Below are 21789 nucleotides of genomic sequence, written 5' to 3' on the forward strand. Positions count from 1 at the left end.
ATATGGCTAAGACCTTTTTCCGGCGCCGCAAAACCTGCCCGTTCTCGGGCGAAAAAGCGCCGAAGATCGATTACAAAGATCCCAAACTGCTCGGCCGCTACATTTCCGAAAAGGGCAAGATTGTCCCTGCACGGATTTCGGCGGTGAGTGCCAAGAAACAGCGAGAACTCGCCCGTGCCATCAAACGCGCGCGCTATCTCGCCCTTCTTCCCTACACGACGGAGTAAGCCCGATGCAGGTCATTCTTCTCGAACGTGTCGAAAAGCTCGGCAGCATCGGTGACGAAGTTTCCGTGAAAGACGGCTTCGCCCGCAACTTCCTCCTTCCGAACAAAAAGGCCCTTCGCGCCACGGCGGCTAATCGCGCTGTGTTCGAAGCTCGCCGCGCAACGATTGAATCGGAAAACGCTGAAAGCCGTCAGAAGGCGGAGAACCTCTCCTCTTCTATCGCGGACAAGACCTTCGTCGTCATCCGTTCAGCATCTGACATGGGCCAGCTATATGGCTCGGTCAGCTCGCGTGATATTGCCGAGATCGCTTCGACCAAGAAGCTCAAGCTCGACAAATCGATGGTGCTCCTCAATGCACCGATCAAAGAGCTTGGCATTGTCCCGGTGAAGGTCCGCCTTCACCCGGAAGTCTTTGTCGACATCAAGATCAACGTGGCTCGCTCCGAAGAGGAAGCCGACGCCCAGGAACGCGGTGAAAACGTCCTCGCCAAGAAAGAGGAAGAGATCGAATCCGTGGTCGGCACTGGTGACTTCGACGAATTCGGCGACGCCTCTGCAGACGCCCCGGCTGATGCTGGCGCTGAAGAAGACACCCCGGCCAGCTGATAAGCTCCCGGCAGTTTCTGACAGGAATACGAAAAGGGCGTCCCTCGGGGCGCCCTTTTTGCGTGCGGCTCAATTCAAGCACAGGTTGACGCTCACGCGCCCTTCCCGCACAGTTTGTCCCGGGATTTTAGTGGGGCACAGGGTTCAATGACATTTTCAATCGGCCTGCTGGGGCTTGCCCTCAGCATCGGATTGCAGCCGGATGTCCCGGCACATTTTGAGATCGAGGGCACAACGCTTCGCACCGAATGGGTCGAGGTAAGCCTGCCGGCAACGGTGCCAACCCCTTCCCCAACGAGCACGTCTCACGAAAGTGCGCATGATGCACATGATGGGGCAGCGGACGATCCTGCCTTCCCTGCTCTACATGATGTGCTCGCTGCTTCGGCACCGGCACTCACGCTAAGCGCAGCGGTGCAGGAAGGTGGCTGGACAGAGCTGCCCGACAGGCTGGTTCATGGGCCAAGCGGGATGCAGTGCCCGAAGCTCGGCATTCCCCTGCCACAGGGTGAAGGCCAGGACCCTATTCCTGTCTATCTTGCCGGCATCACAATCCATGACAAAAAAGGCCTCGATACCAGCTGTAATTATCTGTCAGCTGACAAATCCTATCTGCTGACGATCTATGCCTCGAACTGGCCGGATGTAGATATAGAAACCCATTTCCTCAGCGCGCTTTACAGCATCGACCAGTCCCTTCCGATCAAGGAACGTGTGCCCGTCCTCATCGCCGAGCTAGAGCGCACCGACGGGAGAAAAACGGCGGTCGAGACAGATACAATAGGCATCGGCTTCAACACCGAGCCGATCAAGGGCAAGGCATTCCAGACCATCCTGTGGCTGAACAAGGTGGGCGATTGGCACGTGAAGGCACGCGCAACTTACACGCCGCCTGAAGTCACACGGCAGATTCCGGCCATGCTGATGCACACGCTGGCGATCATCCAAATTGATGACAAGGCGATCGGCGCCACCCCCATGGAGGCCGTCTCCTTCACCACCGGCTCAGCCCTTCCCGTGACGCAGCCCTGAGCTCGCCCCCACAAAAAAGGGCGCCCCGCCGGCGGGACGCCCTTATTCGATCAGCCCCCTGACACCACTTGGGGGCCTTCTCGAAATTCTGATTCCTTAGAGGCCGGTCTTCACCGTCGTGGCCTCAGCCAGCATCGTCCGCTCGATCGAACTCGTCTTCCAGCTCACGGCATCATCTCCGCTCACGGTTTCGTCAGCGGATACCATCATGGCTTTTCCAAAAATCGCGACGAGGGCCGCGAATAGGACAACGGCAACTGTGGCAGCGAGGGTATTGGCGATCTTGTACATGGCTCCTTCGGTCACTCCTTGGGGTCTGGTGCCTGCCGGCTCTCTCCATCCGGCAAGAAGACATTAGCGAAGAGAGGACCTGTCCGGGTGTGACGGCAGTCACAGATGATTAAGGATAATCAGAAGTGAATGCAGGGGGCGGCACTCCGTCCGCCCCTTACCCCTTGAGCAAAATCTGCTAGTCCTGTCCGGTCAGAGAGAGAAAGACCGATCCATGTCCGAGGCGCCCCCGCAGCTTGAATTGACCCCATCGCGGATGTTCCCGTCCTGGCTTGCCAATTCGGGCTCGAGCCTCGCCTTCACGACATATCAGGCGGGCAAGGTCTTCTTCATCGGCACCAACAGGGAAGAGGGAAAGCTCTCCATCTTCGAGCGGACCTTTAACCGCTGCATGGGGCTCGGCGTGCACGAGCGGCGGCTGTGGCTCTCTTCTCTTTACCAATTGTTCCGTTTCGAGAACTTCCTCGATGAAGGCCAGCAGCAGGGCGACTATGACGCCGTCTATGTGCCGGTTGAGGCGCGGACGACCGGCGATGTCGATATTCATGACGTCCATCCCTATCGCGACGGGCGCCAGCCGATTTTCGTCGTGACACGGTTCAATTGCATCGCGACCTTTGACGAGCGCAACAGCTTCGCGCCCGTCTGGATCCCGCCCTTTATCGACCGGCTGGCGGCTGAAGACCGCTGTCATCTGAATGGCCTTGCCATGAAAGATGGCGAACCCGCCTATGTGACATGCGTCTCGCGCACCAATGTGTCGGGCGGCTGGCGCGAGCACCGGATGGGCGGCGGCGTCATCGTCAGCGTGCCGGACGGAAAGATCGTCGCCGAGGGGCTCTCCATGCCGCATTCGCCGCGGCTTTATGATGGCCAGTTATATGTCCTCCAGTCCGGGATCGGCGAGTTTGGCCGCATCAATCTTGAGACAGGCGCCTTTGAAAAGCTCTGTTTCCTTCCGGGATTTGCGCGCGGTCTAACATTTCTGGGACGCCATGCGATCATCGGGGTGTCCCGGCCGCGAGCAGAAAAGACTTTTGAAGGGCTCGCCCTCGATGACCGGCTAAAAGAGCAAGGCATCTCGTCCCGCTGCCAGCTTGCCGTGGTTAATCTGGACACGGGCGATATCGAGCACACGCTTGAGATCGATGGTGTCGTGCAGGAGCTATATGATGTCGGTGCCCTGCCCGGAATCGTCCGGCCTCAGGCCATTGGCTTCAAGACGGATGACATCCGTTTCGTGATCCGACCGGCAAAAACTCTTCCGTCTTAACCATAAATCCCGAAATTTTTCGGGGCGCTTTGCCCCTCTGGCACGAACTTCGCTTCATCCTTTCCCAAATGCTAATGCGAGGGTTGGAAGCGGGCCGTTGATCCGCCTCCCCCCTCGCCTCAGTCAAGGGGTGAAGCCATGCGGATATGTGCCATTACAGCTGCGGTGTTGTTAACGACATCGGCGGCAAACGCGCAGGATCTGGTCTACGAACCGATCAACCCGTCCTTCGGCGGGAATTCTTTTAACTCCGCGCATCTGCTGGCGATTGCCAATGCGCAGAACTCCTATGATCCGCCCTCGAATGAGACATCGGACCTCGACCGGTTCATCCGTTCGCTGGAAAGCCGGCTGATGTCCTCACTCGCCTCGGAAGTCACGCAAGCCATCTTCGGTGAAGGCGGGGATGATCAGGGCACGATCGTCTTTGGCGATCAGACCATCGAATATTCCCGCGGCCTCGACGGCATTCAGCTGACCGTCATCGAAGGGGATGGCTCGCGTACGGTGATCACCGTGCCGACGCTGATGACCTCCGGCGGGATCAACTAAGGTGGAAAAGAACATGATGCGCAAGATTTTTGGGAGCTTCGGCAGCAAGGCCCTGCTCGGCGGTATCGGCGCCCTGCTCGTCACCGGCTGCACGACCGTTCCAGCAGAGCACCCGCTGGTCTCGACGCAGCCGGTGATGGCCAAGCAGACCCAGACACAGGAAGCCCTCCGGGCGCTGGGATCGCCTGCCGCCAAGGTGCCAATTGCCGTCTACGGATTTGAAGACAAGACGGGCCAGTTCCGTCCTTCCGAGACCGGACAGACCCTTTCCCGCGCCGTCACGCAAGGTGCCGATGCGGTGCTGATCAAGGCGCTGCAGGATACGGGCAACCGCAAATGGTTCACCGTCATCGAACGGGGTGGGCTGAACAATCTCCTTAAAGAACGCCAGATCATCTCCGAGATGCGTCAGCGCTATCTGGGTGAGACCTCGGTCAATGCCCAAGCCTTGCCGCCGCTGCTCTTTGCCGGCGTGATCCTCGAGGGCGGGATCATCGGATATGATTCAAACACCATGACCGGTGGGGCCGCTGCCCGTTATCTCGGCATTGGTGGGCAGACGGAATACCGCCAGAACGTCGTCTCGGTTTACCTCCGGGCCGTCAGCGTCAAGACCGGTGAAGTCCTTGTGTCGGTCACGACCGAGAAAACCATCGCGTCTGTCGGCGTGGGCGGCAATGCGTTCCGCTTTGTCTCCTTTGACGAGCTGCTCGAAGCCGATTTCGGTTTCACTTCGAACGAGCCGGGCCTTTATGCCCTTCGTCAGGCGATCGAAAAGGCCGTCTACGCCATGGTTATGGAAGGCGCGGATGTCGGGCTCTGGGCGTTTGATGACAATGCCCGCGGCGCACAGCTCATCAGCGAATATATCTCGGAGCGTGACGCCATCTACGTCACCGCCGAACCCCAAGCGACCCCAAGCCGCACGGCCAGCGACAGCTCAGCTTCGCAGGTCCGCTACGCAGACAGCTCGGCCGCCCGGATGAACGGCCTCGGCAAATCTGGCGCTCTCAACCGTGCCATCGTCAATGTGGGGACGAAATGAAGAAATTCGGATCTTCCATCAGGAATATTCCGATGACGGAGACCACCCTTCGTGAAAGCAAAGGGTGCTCACCGACAGGAAAAACTAAAACTGCCAAAAGTGCGACATCAGGAGAGAAGGTGCACATCATGATGAAAAAACTGATCGCGGGGGTTTCTGCCGCCGCCCTCACTGCTGGTCTGTCTGCAGGCTATGCGGCCCAACCGGCGCCCGGCTCTGTCATTGAACAGAACGGTGAAGAAAACACGGCCAATGTGGCCCAGACGAGCAGCTCGAACGCATCGCTGATTGATCAGGATGCGGTTAATGCCAAGGCTGACGTCCTGCAGGACGGTGCGGATAACTCGTCCAGCATCATCCAGTTCGACGAATTCGGTGAATTCCCCGGTAACCCGGGCGCTTTTGACGATGACCCCTTTGCTTCTGTAGAGCAGCGCGGCAATTCGAACAGCGCCGTGATCTTCCAGGATGCAACTGGTGAGACCCGCAGCCTCGATGTCATCATCGATCAGTCCGGGGACGGAAACGCCTCTGACGTCATGCAGACAGGCACAGGCCAGGGCCCGACCAACGGCATGCGTACTGACATCACTCAAGGTGGTGGCGACAGCGCGACCGTGACCCAGTTCCTCGGCGATGCGGCACGTGATCTCGACGCGACCATCTCGCAAAGCGGCGGCGGCACAGCCACTGTTACGCAGAGCGCGAATGGCGCCGGCTCGGGCTTTGTCTCGACCGACATCATCCAGAACGGTGTCGGCACGGTCGATGTCATGCAGTCGATTGATGCGGCGGACAGCACGGATCTGACGGCGACCGTCGATCAGACAGATGGCGGCGCGGCACGGATCAACCAGACCCTGACGGGCGATTCGAACTCATTCCTTGATGCCTCGATCACCCAGAACGGGACCGATGACGCAACGATCAATCAGCGCGCAGATTTTGCTGACGGCACGTCCCTCAATGCAACGATTGACCAGACCAATACGGGCGGTCCGTCGAACATTGCTGTGATGACCCAGACCGATGCCACCAACCTTGCCGACGGCAATCTTGACGGCACGATCACCCAGAACGGCTCGGGCAACGATGCCGAGCTGACTCAGGTCAATCGCGGTCACCTCGCCAACATCACGCAGATCGGTGCCGACAACTTGGTCGATGTCGACCAGAACTTCGTCAACAACACCGTCACGATCGATCAGCTCAGCACCGGGATCGCTTTTGCATCCGCCAACAGTGCGCTGGTCATTCAGGACAGCGAGGACAACGTCGCCACCATCGCGCAGGAGAATGACCTCAACCGGTCGACCATCCGTCAGGGCGATGCCGGCTCGAACACTGGCAACTGGGCGATGACGACCCAGACCGGTCAGGACAACACTTCGCATATCGATCAGCGTTTCTCGATGAACGGGACGGTCACCCTGACCGCTTCGGGCGACGATAACCTGTCGAATGTGAACCATCTCGGCCTCTCCGATACTGCAACAGTCGATCAGTCGGGGAACGATAATGAATCGACCATCACCCAGACCGGCTCGGTCATGGGGGCAGGCAACACCGCAACCGTGAATCAGATGGGTGACGGCTACACCTCCACCCTGACGCAGATCGGCTCCGGGAATGATGCCATCATCTCGCAGCATTAAGCCATGAGTGGCCAGAACAAGATATTCCGGAGAGAGAAAATGCGTAATATGAGCAAATTCATTGCAGGCGCCTCGGCACTTGCTCTCATCGCCGGGGCCGCTTCGGCCCAGACGATTGAGGATGTCCAGGAGGGGGCGGAAGTCACTCAGGACGGCAATCTGAACAGCATTCTTGTTGATCAGACCGGCAGCACCAACGGTGTGATGGTCGAACAGAGTGCTCTTCGCGGCTTCATCGATATCGATCAGGACGGCGCAGACAACCGCGCCCTCGTGATGCAGGAAGATGATTTCGACACGACACCGGGTCAGGCACCGTTCTTCGATGAAGATCCCGATGCCACCGTTTCGCAAAGCGGGACGGCGAACGACGCCATGATCTATCAGAGCTTCTCCAACAATGCGCGGAACCACGATGCGACGATCACGCAATCGGGCGAGCGTCTTGAAGGGGTGATCACCCAGACCGCTTCTGGCGGGACGGCGCGCGGTAACTCCGCCAATATCGATCAGACGGGTGCAGACGGTACGTCCTCGATCCTCCAGTCCACCGCGACCGGAGCTGAGAACATCGTTGCCAACATCACCCAGACCGATGCAGTTGTCGGCTCGAATGCTGCCATCCTGCAGGAAGCCGAAGGCACGCAGACGGGCGATATCAATGCTGATATCAACCAGACCGGTTCAGGCGTTTCCTATATCGATCAAAGCATCATGACCATCAAATCAAAGGGTGTTGATGCCACGATCAACCAGACCGATGGCGGCTATGCCTCGATTAACCAGCGCATGGAAAACCAGCAGCAGTCTGACTTTTCTGCTCTCATCAACCAGACGGGCGACAGCTCGGCCCTGATTGACCAGCGCGGTACGGTTGAAGGCACGACCACCATGTCCGCAACTATCGACCAGATGGGCATGGGCAATGATGCGCTGATCACGCAAATCGACCTGACGGATACGGACGCGATCGGCGATGGCCGCATCACTTCCAGCATCATGCAGGTAGGTTCTTTCAACTCAGCCGATATTTTAGTCCGTAACCGTGACAATACGGCGACCGTCATCCAGTCCGGGAACTACTCCTCGGCAGATGTCGACCAGCTGTCGAGGGAGAACAGCATCACTGTCCTGCAAAACGGGACGGGTGCGTCTGCGGCTGAAATGAACACAGCTGACATTGACCAGAACGCAGTCGGCGCCACGGCGACGATTATTCAGGACGGTCATTCGAACACGGCCCTGACATCGCAGACTTCGGCGACGGGCGGCTTCAATGAGCACAATGCCTCCGTCACCCAGCTGGGCTCGGACAACCTCAGTGACATTGATCAGTTCGGCCACGGCCCTGTCGGCAACACCGCCTCTGTCACGCAAGGCGGCGACGGCTTTGCCTCTACCGTCTCGCAGAACGGCTCGGGCAATGTTGCCAATGTCACCCAAGGGCTGATCGTCCCCGCGAACTAACGCACACGAACTCTCTTCACCGGCCCCGTGCCGGTGAAGAGACCTCTCGGGGCCAGGCCCATCTCCTGGTGAAACGAAAAAGAGGATTGCGCTATGGATACCATTCATCGTCGATGCCGGCCCACGCATCTGGACAAGTTGCTTCCCGCCGCTCTCTTCTTTCTTTGCGGTCAGGCGCTGGCGCAGGACGGCACGGTCTTTATCGACCAGATCGGCACACAGAATATTTCGGATGTCCGCCAGTATGGCGCCATGAGCACGGCGGAAATCCGCCAGAACGGCGACGAGAACAGCGTTGATGTCCTTCAGGAAGGCAACACCAACAATATTGAGCTTTCCCAAACGGCCGCTAGTGACGCGGCAAATATCGCCCTGATCGAACAGCAGGGCTCGGCGAATACGGCAAAAGTCACGCAAACCGTGACCGGCGCGATTGCCAGCGGCAATGCCAATATTGCCGAGCAATATCAGTACGGAAACAACAACTCCGCCGAGATCATTCAGGAAGGTCGCGGCAATTCGGCCCTGCAGCTGCAGGACGGGAATGACAACACCTCCCTGATCGAGCAATATGGTAACAACAATACCGCGATCAACCTTCAGTATGGGGATGGCAATGCCCTCCCCTTCGGCGTCGGCATCGTGCAGGATGGCGACAGCGCGTCCGTGACGGTTGAGCAATACGCACCGGGATATGGGCCGAACTGATGATTAAAGCATTCTCTTCCGCCTTCCTGCCCGCGCTCATCCTTGCAGCATGCGCTGCGCCTAAAGTGCATGAATCACCGGGCGCCAGCGTGCTCGACCCTGCCTCACGTGATGTGCTGACAGGCCAGATCCCCGTGACCGATACCGGTATGGACCAGATCGGGCCTGGCAAAGCAGCGAACACGGCAGAACAGATCGCCTCCCTTGAAGCAGGCGATGCGATCACGGCCGAGCAGCTCCGCACCTATGCCGACCGCTGCGCACCGGATGCCGCGGCTCCGGCGCCGGCTGAGATCTGCGATGAACTGCGCCTGATGATCAAGCGCAGCTATAAAAGTGATGATGAACTCAACCGTGCCCTGAATGTTCTTGAGAATCTCGGGCGCGGTGGTGAGGCGGATGCGTTGCTGCTGCGTTCGGGCCTCAGTGACGGGATGTTGCCGCCGGAAGTGCTGCAGAAACCTGCCGCCGATCCGGCCCCTCGCCCGCTGGTCAAAGACGCCCTGCCCGAGGACGTGATCACGGAAGTGGTGAACGGCCCCGTCCCCGCAACAAAATAGAGCTGCGCTGGCGCGCGTGTGCCCGCAGCTTGTAAAATACTGATTTCGGGGGCGAAAATGGCAGTCCCTAGGGGATGAGTAGAATCTAGGCTCTAAGCGGGATTCCGGCCTGAAGATGTCAAACCTCAAAACAATGAACATCAATAGGTTGGAACTCTTGTTGTCAAACCATAGGAGCCAACCATGACTGAACCTACTCAATCTCTCCGTTCACCGACGGATCAAGAAATCGAAGAAAAGCTGGTCGCCATCAGTGATGCACGACAGGCTAAGCAGCGCGAAGCTTATGAGCTGCTCTGGCGTCCATGGGGGCGTGCTAAGTCTGCATATTATGAAGCACGGGCTGCCTATGAGACCCTGGAAGACAAGGAAGACGATGGTGGCGCTTTTGACACTCTTCAATCCAAGCTCTTTGATCTCATGATGACCCCAGCACCTTCGAAGCTTTGTGTGGTTGAAAAACTCCGACTCTTTGAGGGCGACGTGTTTGAGGACACGCTCGAACACAGTGACGCGAGGGAGCTTAAATGGCTGGCCGCAATGAAAGCGGACTTATTAGCTCACAGCCTCTAAGGACTCTGCCCGATGTGACTTTGCGTCGGGCAGCTTTTCGGCATCCCTCCCAGTCCCGCCGTCCCGACTTCGGTTCCTTGCGATAATCTGAGCTGGCACTTGTGAGTAATGCTGAGTCACTGAAAAATAGCAGAAGCAGTGTCGCAAGAATGCCTCGGCATAGACCTAAAGATGCGCTCGACTCCCTAAACAACTTGCCTTTCCAATTCTCCACATAAAGGATTGTCCGGCGGCTGGGGGGCGAGCGGATGATCTACTATTATGTGAGCGCGCTTGAGGGAGACGATCTCAATTCTGGCGAAGAGGGAGCGCCTTTAGCGTCCTTGCTCGCACTTTGGGCAAAGCTGGAATCCTTACGCAATTCCGAAGTCACTGCATTTATAGCTGCTGGCGACTACACTGACGAACATCTGGATCTGGGGTTTTTCGGCGAGAATGCCCTGTTAGAGTTTGAGGCAGGCACACGAATTTTATGGACAGAGGGCGTTAGCAGGTCAGGCATCCAATCTGGTGTTGGGGCAACGGTAACGGTCCATGGCAACGGACTAGTGATCGATGGATTTGCGACCGGGACAGGCAACGGTCTTGGCACCTACAAGGGCACGATGATCGCTTATGATGTGTCGATCAGCAATGTCCGTGACGGTATTTCAGCACATGAGGTAGGCGCGCATCTAGAGGCGTATCGCGTCACCGTCACCGACGCTCACAAATATGCTGTTGTGCATGTGAACGGCGCAACCAGCTATCAAGAGGATTGCTTTCTTCAGCCCGCAGATGATGCGGTCGGCATAGGGTATGTTGTTGACGGCGAACATACCTTTGTCAGATGCGAGGTAGTTGCCTCGCCTAACGGCCTCGTGAACCGGCTGAACACATTTGAAGGCGTCACCTTTATCGACTCGACACTTGGCAGCGAGGACGTGCCGATCATCATAACCGGTGATGCGGTCATTATGGGCGGCTTCGCGAACGTCTTTCGAGAAGGCGTTGGCCTCGTACAGATCGATGCGCTCAACACGTCATCAGTCGTGTTTAAGGGCGCAGAACTAGATGACTACTTAGAGGGCGGATTTGCTAACGACGAGCTTACCGGCGGCGATGGCGCTGACACGCTCGTGGGCGGAAACGGCAATGACATCCTTATCGGGGATCAAGGCCAAGATTACCTGATGGGCGGTGATGGCAATGACCTGCTAATCGGGGACGGAATATTTTAGTCTGCCCCAGCCTTCAGCGGGGGTACATTATATAGCGGTTCACCTCTCGCCATTGGCTCACTGTTCATCCTAATGTTACACTGCAGAACCTGAGGGGGAGGACTATGCATCTACGACGCAAACTTCTGCTCGCTATAGCGGCGTTCTTACTCACAGCCTGCTATGGCGGTGAAGGAAGGGGCGGCCATGGTCCAAAATTGGCTCAATCTTTAGATTTGCATTGGGATAACAGCAATTGGGATGAATCACTATGGCAGTAACTTGCACTATTCTTTTATTTGCCATGACTATCGCTCAAGATGTTCCACACACCTTCAGCTCCGGAACACCAGCACGCGCTTCCGAAGTGAATGAAAACTTTGATTATTTAAATTCACAGCTATTAGAATTAAAAGAACAATTATCTATCAATTCACGCAGGATTAAATTTGATGTATTTATTGGAGATGAACCCATTGGAGAACTATTTCAATTTTCGTCCCTAACAAATGAGATGACCGTTATTATGGATGTTGTTGTTGGAGAAGAAATTTTTAAGTTACCAGTGGTCGCTAGAAGCAACAGAGTCGTACCTTACCCTATTGGACAACCCGAAATATATTACTTGAATAGCAGTTGCACCGGCATACCATACGGCCAGTACGAAGGCTTCGATTTCAACGGCATCAATGTGTTTTTCCGAGGAATTGAAGGTGATCCATTTGCCACCTTCATAGGCAAGGGTAATATCTTGGAGCTTCAATCAGCTGACATAATATGGACTGATGTTGATGGTCCTTGCGAACCCGCCTCCGGCCGCCCGTTAGTAGAGCTTATGGAAATTGAACTACCATACTCAGAGCACGACGGACCGCTAAGCGTGCGAACCGTTGACTAGCATAGAGCTTCAATCATCAGATATTATCTGATAGCGTCGGTCGTAATTTTATAGTTTCTTCCTGATGAAGGAGACAGTGTCGTGCATAATCTAGTCCGAACACGAATCTAAGAAAATCTGAATTTGCCAGAATTATTTCTCAGTATTCAGACTTTATTACTGTGCCTGCCTCCTAAGTTATATACTTTGCTGCCGGATCCTCGATATCTTCAGTTTCTGGCTGCTTCACACGAGATCGATCTGAGGGGCTTCCCCCGAATGCATTCAAATGCAGGCGAATTTCTCGACGAATGCCGATCGGCACAGGCTCGCCGCGTCCTCGATATCCGTCACGCTCGGTCAGCATCTCGCAAAGCTCTCGGAGCGCTTGCCTGTCAGAGATTGCCAACCACGGAAATTCGCTCGCCAATTCATGCCACCACAAAGACTCGTCTGAAGTCATGCCTTCGGTAGGCTCCCCGACAGGGCCGATATACTGCTCTGTACGCGCTGCATAGCGCTGTGGATTCCGTTCAGTAGCGCCTGTTAAGCGCGCGACTGCAATTGGCTTTCTAGGGGCGGGCAATATTAACTCCTCGCGGTTCTGATCTGTGGATGCGAAAGATACTGTCCTTCCGCCGGTTTTGGTTTCCTGTTTCTTTGAGTGCGGAAGGCCCCGCCCCTTCATGAGACCTGCTGCCAAAATCGAGCGCCTTTCTCGGTTCCTGGCTCCGCATCAGGATCATTCACCTCGCCTAGGCAGAGAAATATTCGACCGTCATGTTTGCTAAGGTCGCCTTCGCTAAAAGCCGCGTCGCCGTCCCAAACCGGCAGGGGTTTCATGCCTGTGCCTACGGCGCAATCCAGCTCCGCAAATCGTTCTTCCAGTTCAACCAGTCGAACCGTCAGCCGGGCAAACTGATCGCCTGCCCATTTGTGAATTTCATCGGTCAGGATTTCAGCGACTTTGCGATTGGTCAGTGTCATGCCGAAGTCGCCTCATATTCGACGCTATCGAGAATGGCCACTGAATCGCGAAGCATTGCCCAATTCATGCGGCGTTCAATCTTGATGCCGATCAGGTTAGCCTGCCAGAACGAGACCATGCCGGCAGTCGTCGCGCCGGTGCCATCGGTGCCGTCCTGCTCAAGAGAGCCGTCCAGCATCTCCGCAGATGCTTGATCCGCCACGTCGACTTCAATGCCGCCGTCACCAAGGCAAATACCGGCTGGATCGATCAGCACCAATGTCCCTGCAGGCGCGTGTCTCGTGGCCAAACAGGGGGCCGTTAGAAGCTCGCCGCCTCGTAGGCCGGTGTACTGATGGCCGTTTGCTTGAAAGGCTGCAAAAACATCCGGGCGAGCGACGAAAACTGCCCTACTCAAATCACCTGCAAAGTCATCAATCAGCTCACGGAAATCAAAACCAATGTCTCCGCTGGACATCAGAGGCGTCACGCCATTGAGTGGAGAAGCGGGCGATACGTCAGAGACGCCTGCGTTGTCCGGATTCAGAAAATCCGTGTCTAACCGCGCAACAGCCGCACGCAAAAGCTCGTCGCGAATCCAGAAATCAGATTGAGGATCGCCGAACTCTAGCAGATTTTTACTCAGGACAACGGTGGAAGCAACTTTCAAGGGCAAAAGCTGGTCATTGCTGAATGCGATTGACGTCAGTGGAGCCGCCCTTCCCTGCCCGACCCAAGAAGCGCTTGCGCCTGTTCCTGGAGCTACCAGACGACAATTGAAGGGCGCAGGCCGCAATCCTATTCGTCCTACTACTGACATTTCATTGACGAGCTCGATGAATTCTCGGCCTGCATTTTGAGCGATGCTGCCGCCCCAATTGTCAGAGCCCGTGTGCGCCGCTTGAACTGCGGCCTTTGCGAAGTGAACAACCGAGCTTTGCTCGCCGTAGTGACGAGCTGCAATATCCTGCGCCAAAAGAGCCCGGCCCTCGGCAGCGGCCATGCATTTGGCCCATCGTGCAAATGTTAGTCCTCGGTTTTGGGAGCGAAGCTGGTTGAGGGACCGAACGCCTGAAGACAGACGATCCCCCTGGTATTCTTTATGCTGATGCATATGTGAATTTCCTTCTATGGGACCCGGCGTCTCCCGACGCTGGAACACCGACAAATTAACTAGCGAGACCTTCCATTTTCGTGACAAGCAATTGGTAAACTCCAAGCGGATCTATCCAAGGCCCATCGAGCCCGCCCTTACTAATGGGAGTTTCACGCCGGAGTGGAAATGATGAGTACTGAATTCCATCTGTATCGTCGCCATCAACCTCCCAATGACTTACCCAATAAAAACCCTCGAACATCTTCATTGGATCACTCAGGTCGCCTTGGTCGGCGCCCCGCTCCCTGACCCAATCAGAAAGCGGTCCGGTCAGCTTATATGCAATTTCTAATGAATTTCTGTATGCGGAGTTCCTTCCGAATCCATTTCGGATCAAGCGCCTGGTAAGGTCAAATGTTAAAACCATGAACGGACTGAAACGACGCCACTTGCCTGTACTTCGAGAGAGCTCAACTATCTGTATAGAGAACTCTTTGATGCCTTCCTCGTAGTTTTCATTCCAGTGCGCAGTCTCTGGAGATGCCAAGGGCTCAATATCCTTGTCTAGCCAATTGCGCAAAGCCGTCGTCTTTAGATTGGCGAGCTCAGCCGCATCGCCAATCGAAAGTACCGGGCGATGGAGAATATGCATCCGCTCTGCATCGAAACTCATTTTTCGCCTTTCTTAAACCGCCTTGTTGACATGCGATTTTTCGTGTTCTATCAGTGATTGAAATAGCCTTTTCCAAAGGCGGTGTCAATAAGGTCAAAATGATCCTAGCCCGAACCACCTGCCCCTGCTGCTCTCCGATGCGCCGAAAGAAGTCCGACCCCTGCCGATCGGAAACGCGCCTGGAAGATCGTGTTCTGTGGCAATGCTTCCATTGCGGCGACAAGGGCGTCCGCTGGCTGACCGATCGCCCCTCCCGTGCCGTACGTCGACAAACGAAACGCCGTCACCAGGCGTCACGTGTCACTTCCGCCGATGATGCTACCCGCATTAGCCGGGCTCTCCGTCTTTGGCAGGAATCGCAGCCGATCACCAAAACGCTGGGCGAAACCTACCTCGCGTCGCGCGGTGTCTCTGGCAACGTCCCCGCCGACCTTCGCTTTCATCTCGCCTGCCCATTCGGCCAAGACCGGCACCCGGCGATGGTGGCCGCGATCCGGTCAATCGTGACAAACGAGATTACCGGCATTCAGCGTACGCCCTTGCGCCCCGATGGTAGCGGTAAGGCAGGTCAACGCCAGATGTTGGGCCGCGCACTCGGCGGTGTGGTCAAGTTCGACGATGACGCAGCGGTCACAACTGGTCTCTTCATTGGCGAAGGCGTCGAGACCTGCCTCAGCCTTCGGAAGATCGGGCTGCACCCAGTATGGACCGCGCTTTCCGCCCAAGCTGTTGCCGCCTTCCCCGTCCTCCCCGGGATCGAATGCCTGACCATCGCTGCCGACCACGATCACAATGGCACCGGCCAGAGGGCCGCTGCCGAGTGCGCCGAACGATGGACCCGCTCCGGACGAGAGGCCCGCATCATCACACCCAAGCAGACAGGAGACTTCAACGATGTTCTCTGATCCCGACCGCAACCTCGATGAGGTCGCAACGATCAATTACTATCAGCCGCGCGAGCCCGACGCACCCGAGCTTTCCGACGACTGGCTCACGCAACGGTTCGTGTGCGAACATTGTGACGACCTGCGCTATTGCGAGGAACGGGGTACCTGGCTGCGCTGGAACGGGCACAAATGGCAATGCGAGAAGACTTTGCTCGCTTTCGACCGCGCGCGCCTGTCTAACCGCGCTGCCGCGTCGGAACTGGCAGACGAAGACGACGTTACCGACCGCGATCTTCGCGGGCTCGCCAGCGCGAAGACCCGTGCAGCTGTTGTCAGTCTCGCAAAGGCCGACCGTGCTGTTGCAGTTGCCGCTAATGATCTGGACAAAGATCGCATGTTCCTGGCCTGTCCGGGTCTCGCCATCGACCTAGAGGCGCATCGCCAGCGAGCCAATAAGCCCGAGGACTTCAACACCCGCGCGGCGGGCTTCGCGCCTGCTGAAGGCAAACCGTCCAAGTGGCTGGCATTCCTTGGCGAGGTCATGGACGGCGATGCGGAGATGGTCGCCTACCTTCAGCGGGTTGCCGGATACTGCCTGACGGGAAATACATCAGAGCACGTTCTTTTCTTCTGCTACGGCACAGGACGGAACGGCAAGAGCGTGATGATCGAAGTCCTCGCCGATGTTCTCGGCGACTACGCCGAGACCGCGAACATGCAGGCCTTCACCGGCGATTCATCTAACCGTCACCTGACCGAAATTGCCAAGCTGGACGGCGCGCGCCTTGTCACGGCGGTTGAAACCGAAGCAGGTCGTCCTTGGGCCGAAAGCCGGATCAAGACCTTGACAGGCGGCGATAAGGTCAGTGCACGCTTCATGCGCAAAGACGAGTTCGTCTTCAGTCCCCAGTTCAAGCTCATGGTGGCTGGCAACCACAAGCCAACGCTGGCCTGTCCCGACGAGGCCATGCGCCGCCGGATACAGATGATTCCCTTCGAGGTCACGATCCCGCCCGATCGGGTTGATCGTCAGTTGAAGGAGAAGCTCCTCGCCGAAGGGCCGCAGATTCTCGCTTGGGCCCTCGAAGGGCTGAAAGATTGGCAGCGAATCGGACTTGCCCCGACTGAGCGGGTTCTCGCTGCCTCGAGCGAATACATGGCCGAGGAAGATTGCGTCGCTGCGTGGCTGGAAGAGTGCGTTGATCGCTCCTCCGGCACCGAGGGCACCGCCGATTTGATCGCGCACTATACCGATTGGGCAAAGCGCAATGGGATGCCGACGCTGGACCATAAGCTGTTTGCCTCTCGGCTGCGCGCCCATGGGTTCACGCCCCACCGCACAAACCGCGCGCGCGGCTTCAAAGGCCTGACCCTTATCCATGACATTCCCGCCGGGCTCGAATGCTCTGGCCCGGACCAGTTTTGAGGAGGAGTGTCACGTGGTGACGATCATAACATTCCAGACGTATCGTGTGCGCGAGGACTCCCCGGTGACGGCTCGTGACGCATTTCCTGTTTCGGACGTCTATGCCAGCGAGCTTGGGCCACCGGGGCCGATTCTCCCGGATCTTCGTGCGTTTGCTCTCGCCGATGAAGACGGGCGCGATCTCGTCGCCTTTGTCCGCAAGAAAGGGCGTGTTCATGCCTAAGAATCCTTTGCCCCACGGTGCGGCCTTGTCAGTCCGCCTTGAACGCGCCGCTCAGGCGCTGGATGTAAGCGTCCCGACCTTCAAGCGGTGGGTCGACCAAGGGCTGATGCCCCGCCCCGTGAAAATAGGTGACGTTTGCCTCTGGCCGCTCGACGAACTCCATGCGGCCTTGCACGTCTGCCCCCGCTTGGGCGAGACTCCTGAGGAAGACCCGATCGCGGCGGCGATTGCTAAGGTGAAACGAGGCGCATGAAGGACAACCTGCCCCCATTTGTTTCCAGATGGCGCGACCGTCACGGCGGATGGCGCTATCGATTCCGTAGGACGGGCCTACCCTCGCGGATGATGCCCGACCCGAGATTAGAGCCGGAAGAATTTGCGCGGGCGTACGCGGCAGCCTTGGGGCAGGCCGCGAAGCCACAAGGCGAGCGCACCCTCTCGGCGATGGCAGATCGGTACTTCGCTTCCTCTGCCTACGGCAACCTCGCCCCGAAGACTGCCGCGACTTATTCTGGCTGGATCGCCGCCCTACTGACAGAAGTCGGGCATACGGACGTGTGTGCGTGGACTCATGGGAAGTGCCAGTCTCTTATTGATGCGCACAAGGACTCTCCAGGCCGCGCATTTGGACGCAAACGCGCCCTTGCCCTTCTCTTCGAGGTGGCGCGTAAAGCGGACATCATAGTGGTGAACCCGGTCAAAGGCGTGACGCTGCCGAAACTGGGGGACGGTGCAATTCCGTGGACGGACAAAAAGATAGCGGCGTTTCGGCAACATTGGGGCATCGGCACGCAAGAGCGCCTCGCGCTGGAACTGTTTCTCGGCACCGGCCAGCGGCTCGCCGACGTCGTGAAAATGCGGCGCGATGACGTGGAGGATGGATTTATTCGCGTCGTCCAACAGAAGACGAAGATGCCTTTGCGTCTTCCGATCGGCCCCGACCTGCTCGCCGCCATGGAGGCTGCGCCGGACCACGGCTCCTACTGGCTGGGCACGAAGTGGCGGAAAAAACGATCGGCCGATGGTGGCGGTAACTGGTTCAACGATGCAGCACGGCAAGCGATCGGTGAACCTGGCTTTACCTGCCATGGGCTGCGCAAGAGCGTTGCAGCAATGCTCGCCGAAGCAGGCGCAAGCGACAAGCTTATCCAGAGTATTACAGGCCACCAGACCGCAAGCGAGACTGCGCGCTACACGAGATCAGCGGACCAAAAACGGCTGGCACGGGAAGCGATGCGCCTACTGATGGAAGGCATGGAACAAAGCGGGAAAGTGTCAAACCCGGCGACCGATTGTCAAACCGGATCGCAACCCATTGATTTTGCTGCTGTAAAAAATGCTTGGCAGTCCCTAGGGGAATCGAACCCCTCTTTCCAGGTTGAAAACCTGGCGTCCTAACCGATAGACGAAGGGACCGCGGGTTCAGCCTGCGGCCGGAAACGGGTGTATAATCATCTGAATCCGGCGGCGCAAGAAGATTTTGGACGCTATTTTCAACTGTCTGCAAACGCCCCGTCTTCGACCTGAAACTGGGCTGCATCCCCGCCCCGCCAGTCATCCGGTTTGACCCGTCCCGCAAGGTGAATGAGCGCCCCGTTCGATTGCGCGGCCTCGAAGAAATCGCCCAACGGCTCACCGACACAGCCAAAGGCAATGCACCGCGCCCGCCGCCCGCTGCCATCCTCAACCGTCACCGCCATGTGCTTTTCCTTGAGCACGCGGATATCCCGCACGCGGACCCTCGGCATGGCAAAGCGCGGCTCGGGATTACCATTCCCAAAGGGCGCCGCAAGCTGAAGGCTGTCATGAAACCGGCGGGAGAGCCCGGCGGGACTGAGCGCGCCATCAAGATGCAGGGCCTGCTGGCTTTGCGCGGTCTTAATCCCTGCCCCCAGCTCCTCGGTTAAAAAACGCTCGAAGGCGTCGAGCTGATCACGCATCAAGGAGAGCCCCGCCGCCATGGGGTGGCCGCCGCCGCCCTTGATGATGCCCTCTTCGACCGCACGGGAAATCGCCGCGCCAAGATCAACGCCGGAAAGGGACCGTCCCGAGCCTTTGCCTTCATCGCCTTCAAAGGAGATGACGATGGCGGGCCGGCTGAATTTCTCTTTCAGGCGCCCGGCGACAATACCTATGACGCCCGGATGCCAACCATCATCCGCGACGATCAGCGGGGTCGAGGCTTCCCGGCCGCCTTTGGCTTCGGCTTGTTCGCTGGCGGCGCTGAGGACTTCGGCCTCGACCCCCTGGCGGACACCGTTGAGGCCAGAGAGGCGGGCCGCGAGCCGCGCCGCTTCATCCGGGTCATCCGTCATCAGAAGGTCAAATGCAGTCTTTGCATGACCGATACGGCCAGCCGCATTGATCCGAGGACCGATTGAATAGCCAAAATGGGAGGCTTGCGCTGCGCCCTTTGCACCTGCCTCGACGGCCAGCGCCCTGATGCCGGGATTGCCAGAGGTGGCAGCGGTGAAATCCTGGAGCAGGGCCAGTCCCTGCCTTGTCAGCACCCTGGTCAGCCCCTTTAGCGGCATGACATCGCAGACAAGACTAAGCGCCACGAGATCAAGCAGCGAAAGGAGTTTCGGCTCGGCCCGGTCATCAAAAAACCCGCGTGCGCGCAGGGCCCGATTGACGGCGATCAGTGTCATGAAGGTGACCCCGCCTGCCGACAGCATGGTGAGGCCGGACGTATCATCGGGCCGGTTCGGATTAACGACGGCCCGTGCTGCAGGGGCCGGTAGCTCCATCAGGTGGTGATCAAGCACGATCACATCGATCCCGAGCCCCGCCGCGCCTGACATAACGTCATGCGCGGTGGCCCCGCAATCAACGGTGACGATGAGCGAAGCGCCCTTTTCTTTCAGCGCTTCAAAGGCCGGTAGGTTCGGCCCATAACCCTCAAGCTGCCGGTCCGGCAGATGGACTTCAAACGGCGCCCCCAACATCCGCAGAAAGCGCGCGAAAATCGCCGAAGAGGTTGTGCCGTCCACGTCATAATCACCGAAGACCCCGATCGTCTCCCCTTCCGTGATCGCCTCGGCTATCCGGTCGGAAGCAGCGTCCATATCACGGAGCACCGACGGGTCCGGCAGGTTCGCTTTCAGTGTCGGGTTGAGCCAGCCTTCTGCTTCCTCAACAGGAATACCTCGGGCACAGATCATCTCGGCAAGAAGCGGGTCGAGCCCCAGTCGCTGGACCAGCATCTCCGCTTCGCGCGGCTCGAATACCCGGCGTTGCCATGTCTTGCCGCAAGCAGAGTTATCTACACCCAGAAAGGCGCCAGCAGGATCAGTGTCAGTCTTGGAATTGGTGAGGCTCATTATGGTTCAGACTGCCATGTGTGCCCGCGCGGGGCCAGCCTTTCATCCTCTAGCCCGGCGCCCCGTCCCCATAGAGAACGTTGCCGCCATCCCCGCCCATGATGAGGTCATTGCCCGCGCCCCCAATGATGACGTCGTCACCCTCTCCCCCAACAAGCGTGTCGTCGCCTGCTCCGCCATTGAGCGTGTCGTCACCGCTGAGGCCATAAACCTCGTCATCGCCATCAAGGGAGGAAATTACATCATCACCAAAAAGGAAGGAAAGCTCGGTGCCGCCAACGGCGGTCACAAGGCCGGGGTCGATCTCCTCATAGCCGTAAAGGACATCAGCACCGCTGGTCGGCGCCCTGATGGGCACGAGGCTGTCGGACAGGATCGCCGTCGTCAGCGGATTGATGTCGTAGCGCACGCCCCGATAAAAAACGACGCCATTCATCAGCAGCGGGATGAGATCATCCCCTAGCTCACCCACAGGGTTGCCCAGATGGGCGGCATTATTCGTGTCCGCTGTCGTCAGCGGCACAGCCCCACCATATACCGAAACCGCCTTCGGTCCGTTGAAAAGCGCGTCATCATCCTCAATGACGATATGATCTTCATAAGGAGAAATCGTGTCTGCTTCCGGCAAGGAGAAGATATCATTGGCATTAAAGCCATTAAAGCCGAGCCCGTGACCGATCTCGTGCAACAGAACCGATTGTAGATCGACCAGCAGGGGATCGACATCCTCCGTCCGGGCCAGCGGGTCTGGATCAATGAAAATATCATTCCGGAAGAAATCCGGGTCGAAGATGATCCTTATATCGGGAGAGGACCCATTCGGGTCATTCCCTGTGCGGATCTCATATCCGGCACCATCCTGAAAGACGAAGACACCATCTTCGAAACTGACGAAACCGCTCGACTCGCTCGCGGCGGCGGCCCGGCCATCGGGGTCGTCGCGCAATTCTATCACGATCGAGATGACAACATCCTCACCGCCCAGATAGCGGCCCCATATCTCCGCTGCGGCGAGCGTCCCCTGACGCAATTGCTCGCGTTCGCTCTCCGTCAGGAGCTCGAGCGTGTCGGGGTCGAAGGTGACAGTCCAGCTAACCATGCAAAAACTCTGATTTTCCCCGGTTTAA

Annotated in this window: 23 protein-coding genes, 1 tRNA gene and 1 pseudogene; 17 read left to right on the plus strand and 8 right to left on the minus strand. The window is 57.7% G+C overall.

Annotation, left to right across the window (positions count from 1 at the left end; all coding sequences use genetic code 11):
* Positions 1 to 2: 2 nt before the first annotated feature.
* From rpsR to DX908_RS04180, 3 genes are all read left to right on the plus strand, one after another.
* A complete protein-coding gene (rpsR, locus tag DX908_RS04170; RefSeq protein ID WP_116391179.1) occupies positions 3 to 227 on the plus strand; it encodes a 30S ribosomal protein S18 in 225 nt (74 codons plus the stop codon).
* A 5-nt stretch (positions 228 to 232) separates the two neighbouring features.
* The gene (rplI, locus tag DX908_RS04175) at positions 233 to 835 is read left to right on the plus strand and encodes a 50S ribosomal protein L9 (protein WP_116391180.1); all 603 of its coding nucleotides are present in this window, start codon (positions 233 to 235) and stop codon (positions 833 to 835) included.
* Between the two features lie 147 nt (positions 836 to 982).
* On the plus strand, positions 983 to 1867 hold the full coding sequence (locus DX908_RS04180; protein WP_116391181.1) for a hypothetical protein: 885 nt from the start codon (positions 983 to 985) through the stop codon (positions 1865 to 1867).
* Between the two features lie 96 nt (positions 1868 to 1963).
* Here the strand turns inward: DX908_RS04180 and DX908_RS04185 are convergent, their stop codons facing one another.
* On the minus strand, positions 1964 to 2158 hold the full coding sequence (locus DX908_RS04185) for a hypothetical protein (RefSeq protein ID WP_116391182.1): 195 nt from the start codon (positions 2156 to 2158) through the stop codon (positions 1964 to 1966).
* Positions 2159 to 2372: 214 nt separating this feature from the next.
* Here DX908_RS04185 and DX908_RS04190 point away from each other — a divergent pair, with 214 nt between their 5' ends.
* From DX908_RS04190 to DX908_RS16150, 10 genes are all read left to right on the plus strand, one after another.
* Positions 2373 to 3431 carry a TIGR03032 family protein gene (locus tag DX908_RS04190; RefSeq protein ID WP_116391183.1) on the plus strand — a complete coding sequence of 353 codons (1059 nt, stop codon included), beginning with the start codon at positions 2373 to 2375 and terminating at the stop codon, positions 3429 to 3431.
* Positions 3432 to 3569: 138 nt separating this feature from the next.
* Positions 3570 to 3983: a curli assembly protein CsgF gene (locus DX908_RS04195; RefSeq protein WP_116391184.1), complete on the plus strand. Its 414-nt coding sequence runs from the start codon at positions 3570 to 3572 to the stop codon at positions 3981 to 3983.
* 13 nt (positions 3984 to 3996) lie between these two features.
* Positions 3997 to 5028 (plus strand): CsgG/HfaB family protein, encoded by a 1032-nt coding sequence (locus DX908_RS04200; protein ID WP_116392978.1) that lies wholly within the window; start codon positions 3997 to 3999, stop codon positions 5026 to 5028.
* 128 nt (positions 5029 to 5156) lie between these two features.
* The gene (locus DX908_RS04205) at positions 5157 to 6683 is read left to right on the plus strand and encodes a hypothetical protein (RefSeq protein WP_158548475.1); all 1527 of its coding nucleotides are present in this window, start codon (positions 5157 to 5159) and stop codon (positions 6681 to 6683) included.
* A gap of 48 nt (positions 6684 to 6731) precedes the next feature.
* The gene (locus tag DX908_RS04210; RefSeq protein ID WP_158548477.1) at positions 6732 to 8150 is read left to right on the plus strand and encodes a hypothetical protein; all 1419 of its coding nucleotides are present in this window, start codon (positions 6732 to 6734) and stop codon (positions 8148 to 8150) included.
* Between the two features lie 93 nt (positions 8151 to 8243).
* Positions 8244 to 8858, plus strand: a complete 615-nt coding sequence (locus DX908_RS04215; protein WP_116391187.1) for a hypothetical protein — start codon at positions 8244 to 8246, stop codon at positions 8856 to 8858.
* Positions 8858 to 9418 (plus strand): hypothetical protein, encoded by a 561-nt coding sequence (locus tag DX908_RS04220; protein WP_116391188.1) that lies wholly within the window; start codon positions 8858 to 8860, stop codon positions 9416 to 9418. Before DX908_RS04215 ends, DX908_RS04220 begins: the two co-directional genes overlap by 1 nt.
* A 183-nt stretch (positions 9419 to 9601) precedes the next feature.
* Positions 9602 to 9991 (plus strand): hypothetical protein, encoded by a 390-nt coding sequence (locus tag DX908_RS04225; protein ID WP_116391189.1) that lies wholly within the window; start codon positions 9602 to 9604, stop codon positions 9989 to 9991.
* Positions 9992 to 10239: 248 nt separating this feature from the next.
* The gene (locus DX908_RS16410) at positions 10240 to 11211 is read left to right on the plus strand and encodes a calcium-binding protein (RefSeq protein ID WP_116391190.1); all 972 of its coding nucleotides are present in this window, start codon (positions 10240 to 10242) and stop codon (positions 11209 to 11211) included.
* Between the two features lie 250 nt (positions 11212 to 11461).
* Positions 11462 to 12088, plus strand: a complete 627-nt coding sequence (locus tag DX908_RS16150; RefSeq protein WP_147303724.1) for a hypothetical protein — start codon at positions 11462 to 11464, stop codon at positions 12086 to 12088.
* A 663-nt stretch (positions 12089 to 12751) separates the two neighbouring features.
* On the opposite strand, the gene DX908_RS04240 is transcribed toward DX908_RS16150, so the two are convergent.
* From DX908_RS04240 to DX908_RS04250, 3 genes are all read right to left on the minus strand, one after another.
* A complete protein-coding gene (locus DX908_RS04240; protein WP_116391192.1) occupies positions 12752 to 13054 on the minus strand; it encodes a hypothetical protein in 303 nt (100 codons plus the stop codon).
* Positions 13051 to 14037 carry a phage major capsid protein gene (locus DX908_RS04245; protein ID WP_147303725.1) on the minus strand — a complete coding sequence of 329 codons (987 nt, stop codon included), beginning with the start codon at positions 14035 to 14037 and terminating at the stop codon, positions 13051 to 13053. The genes DX908_RS04240 and DX908_RS04245 overlap by 4 nt, the downstream gene beginning before the upstream one ends.
* Positions 14038 to 14203: 166 nt before the next feature.
* Complete coding sequence (locus DX908_RS04250) at positions 14204 to 14803, minus strand: hypothetical protein (protein ID WP_116391194.1); 600 nt, start codon at positions 14801 to 14803, stop codon at positions 14204 to 14206.
* Positions 14804 to 14940: 137 nt separating this feature from the next.
* Here DX908_RS04250 and DX908_RS16890 point away from each other — a divergent pair, with 137 nt between their 5' ends.
* From DX908_RS16890 to DX908_RS04265, 3 genes are read left to right on the plus strand one after another with little or no spacing between them, the layout of a single operon-like run.
* Positions 14941 to 15708, plus strand: a complete 768-nt coding sequence (locus DX908_RS16890; RefSeq protein ID WP_438943316.1) for a DUF7146 domain-containing protein — start codon at positions 14941 to 14943, stop codon at positions 15706 to 15708.
* Entirely contained in the window at positions 15698 to 17116 is a 1419-nt protein-coding gene (locus DX908_RS04260; protein WP_158548483.1) for a phage/plasmid primase, P4 family, read from the plus strand. Before DX908_RS16890 ends, DX908_RS04260 begins: the two co-directional genes overlap by 11 nt.
* A 13-nt stretch (positions 17117 to 17129) precedes the next feature.
* Positions 17130 to 17339 (plus strand): hypothetical protein, encoded by a 210-nt coding sequence (locus DX908_RS04265; protein WP_116391197.1) that lies wholly within the window; start codon positions 17130 to 17132, stop codon positions 17337 to 17339.
* A 28-nt stretch (positions 17340 to 17367) separates the two neighbouring features.
* On the opposite strand, the gene DX908_RS16260 is transcribed toward DX908_RS04265, so the two are convergent.
* Positions 17368 to 17514: a hypothetical protein gene (locus DX908_RS16260; RefSeq protein WP_158548485.1), complete on the minus strand. Its 147-nt coding sequence runs from the start codon at positions 17512 to 17514 to the stop codon at positions 17368 to 17370.
* A 269-nt stretch (positions 17515 to 17783) separates the two neighbouring features.
* Between DX908_RS16260 and DX908_RS16760 the strand changes: the two are divergent.
* Positions 17784 to 18491, plus strand: a pseudogene (locus DX908_RS16760) (tyrosine-type recombinase/integrase); the annotation flags it as partial.
* A gap of 189 nt (positions 18492 to 18680) precedes the next feature.
* On the opposite strand, the gene DX908_RS04280 reads toward DX908_RS16760, so the two are convergent.
* The 3 genes from DX908_RS04280 to DX908_RS04290 form a co-directional block, all read right to left on the minus strand.
* Positions 18681 to 18755 (minus strand) — tRNA-Glu (locus tag DX908_RS04280).
* Between the two features lie 77 nt (positions 18756 to 18832).
* Complete coding sequence (gene recJ / locus DX908_RS04285) at positions 18833 to 20662, minus strand: single-stranded-DNA-specific exonuclease RecJ (protein WP_116391198.1); 1830 nt, start codon at positions 20660 to 20662, stop codon at positions 18833 to 18835.
* 49 nt (positions 20663 to 20711) lie between these two features.
* Positions 20712 to 21761: a calcium-binding protein gene (locus DX908_RS04290; protein ID WP_116391199.1), complete on the minus strand. Its 1050-nt coding sequence runs from the start codon at positions 21759 to 21761 to the stop codon at positions 20712 to 20714.
* Between the last annotated feature and the right edge of the window lie 28 nt (positions 21762 to 21789).

Origin of the sequence: Parvularcula marina (assembly GCF_003399445.1) — a bacterium.
Lineage (GTDB): Bacteria > Pseudomonadota > Alphaproteobacteria > Caulobacterales > Parvularculaceae > Parvularcula > Parvularcula marina.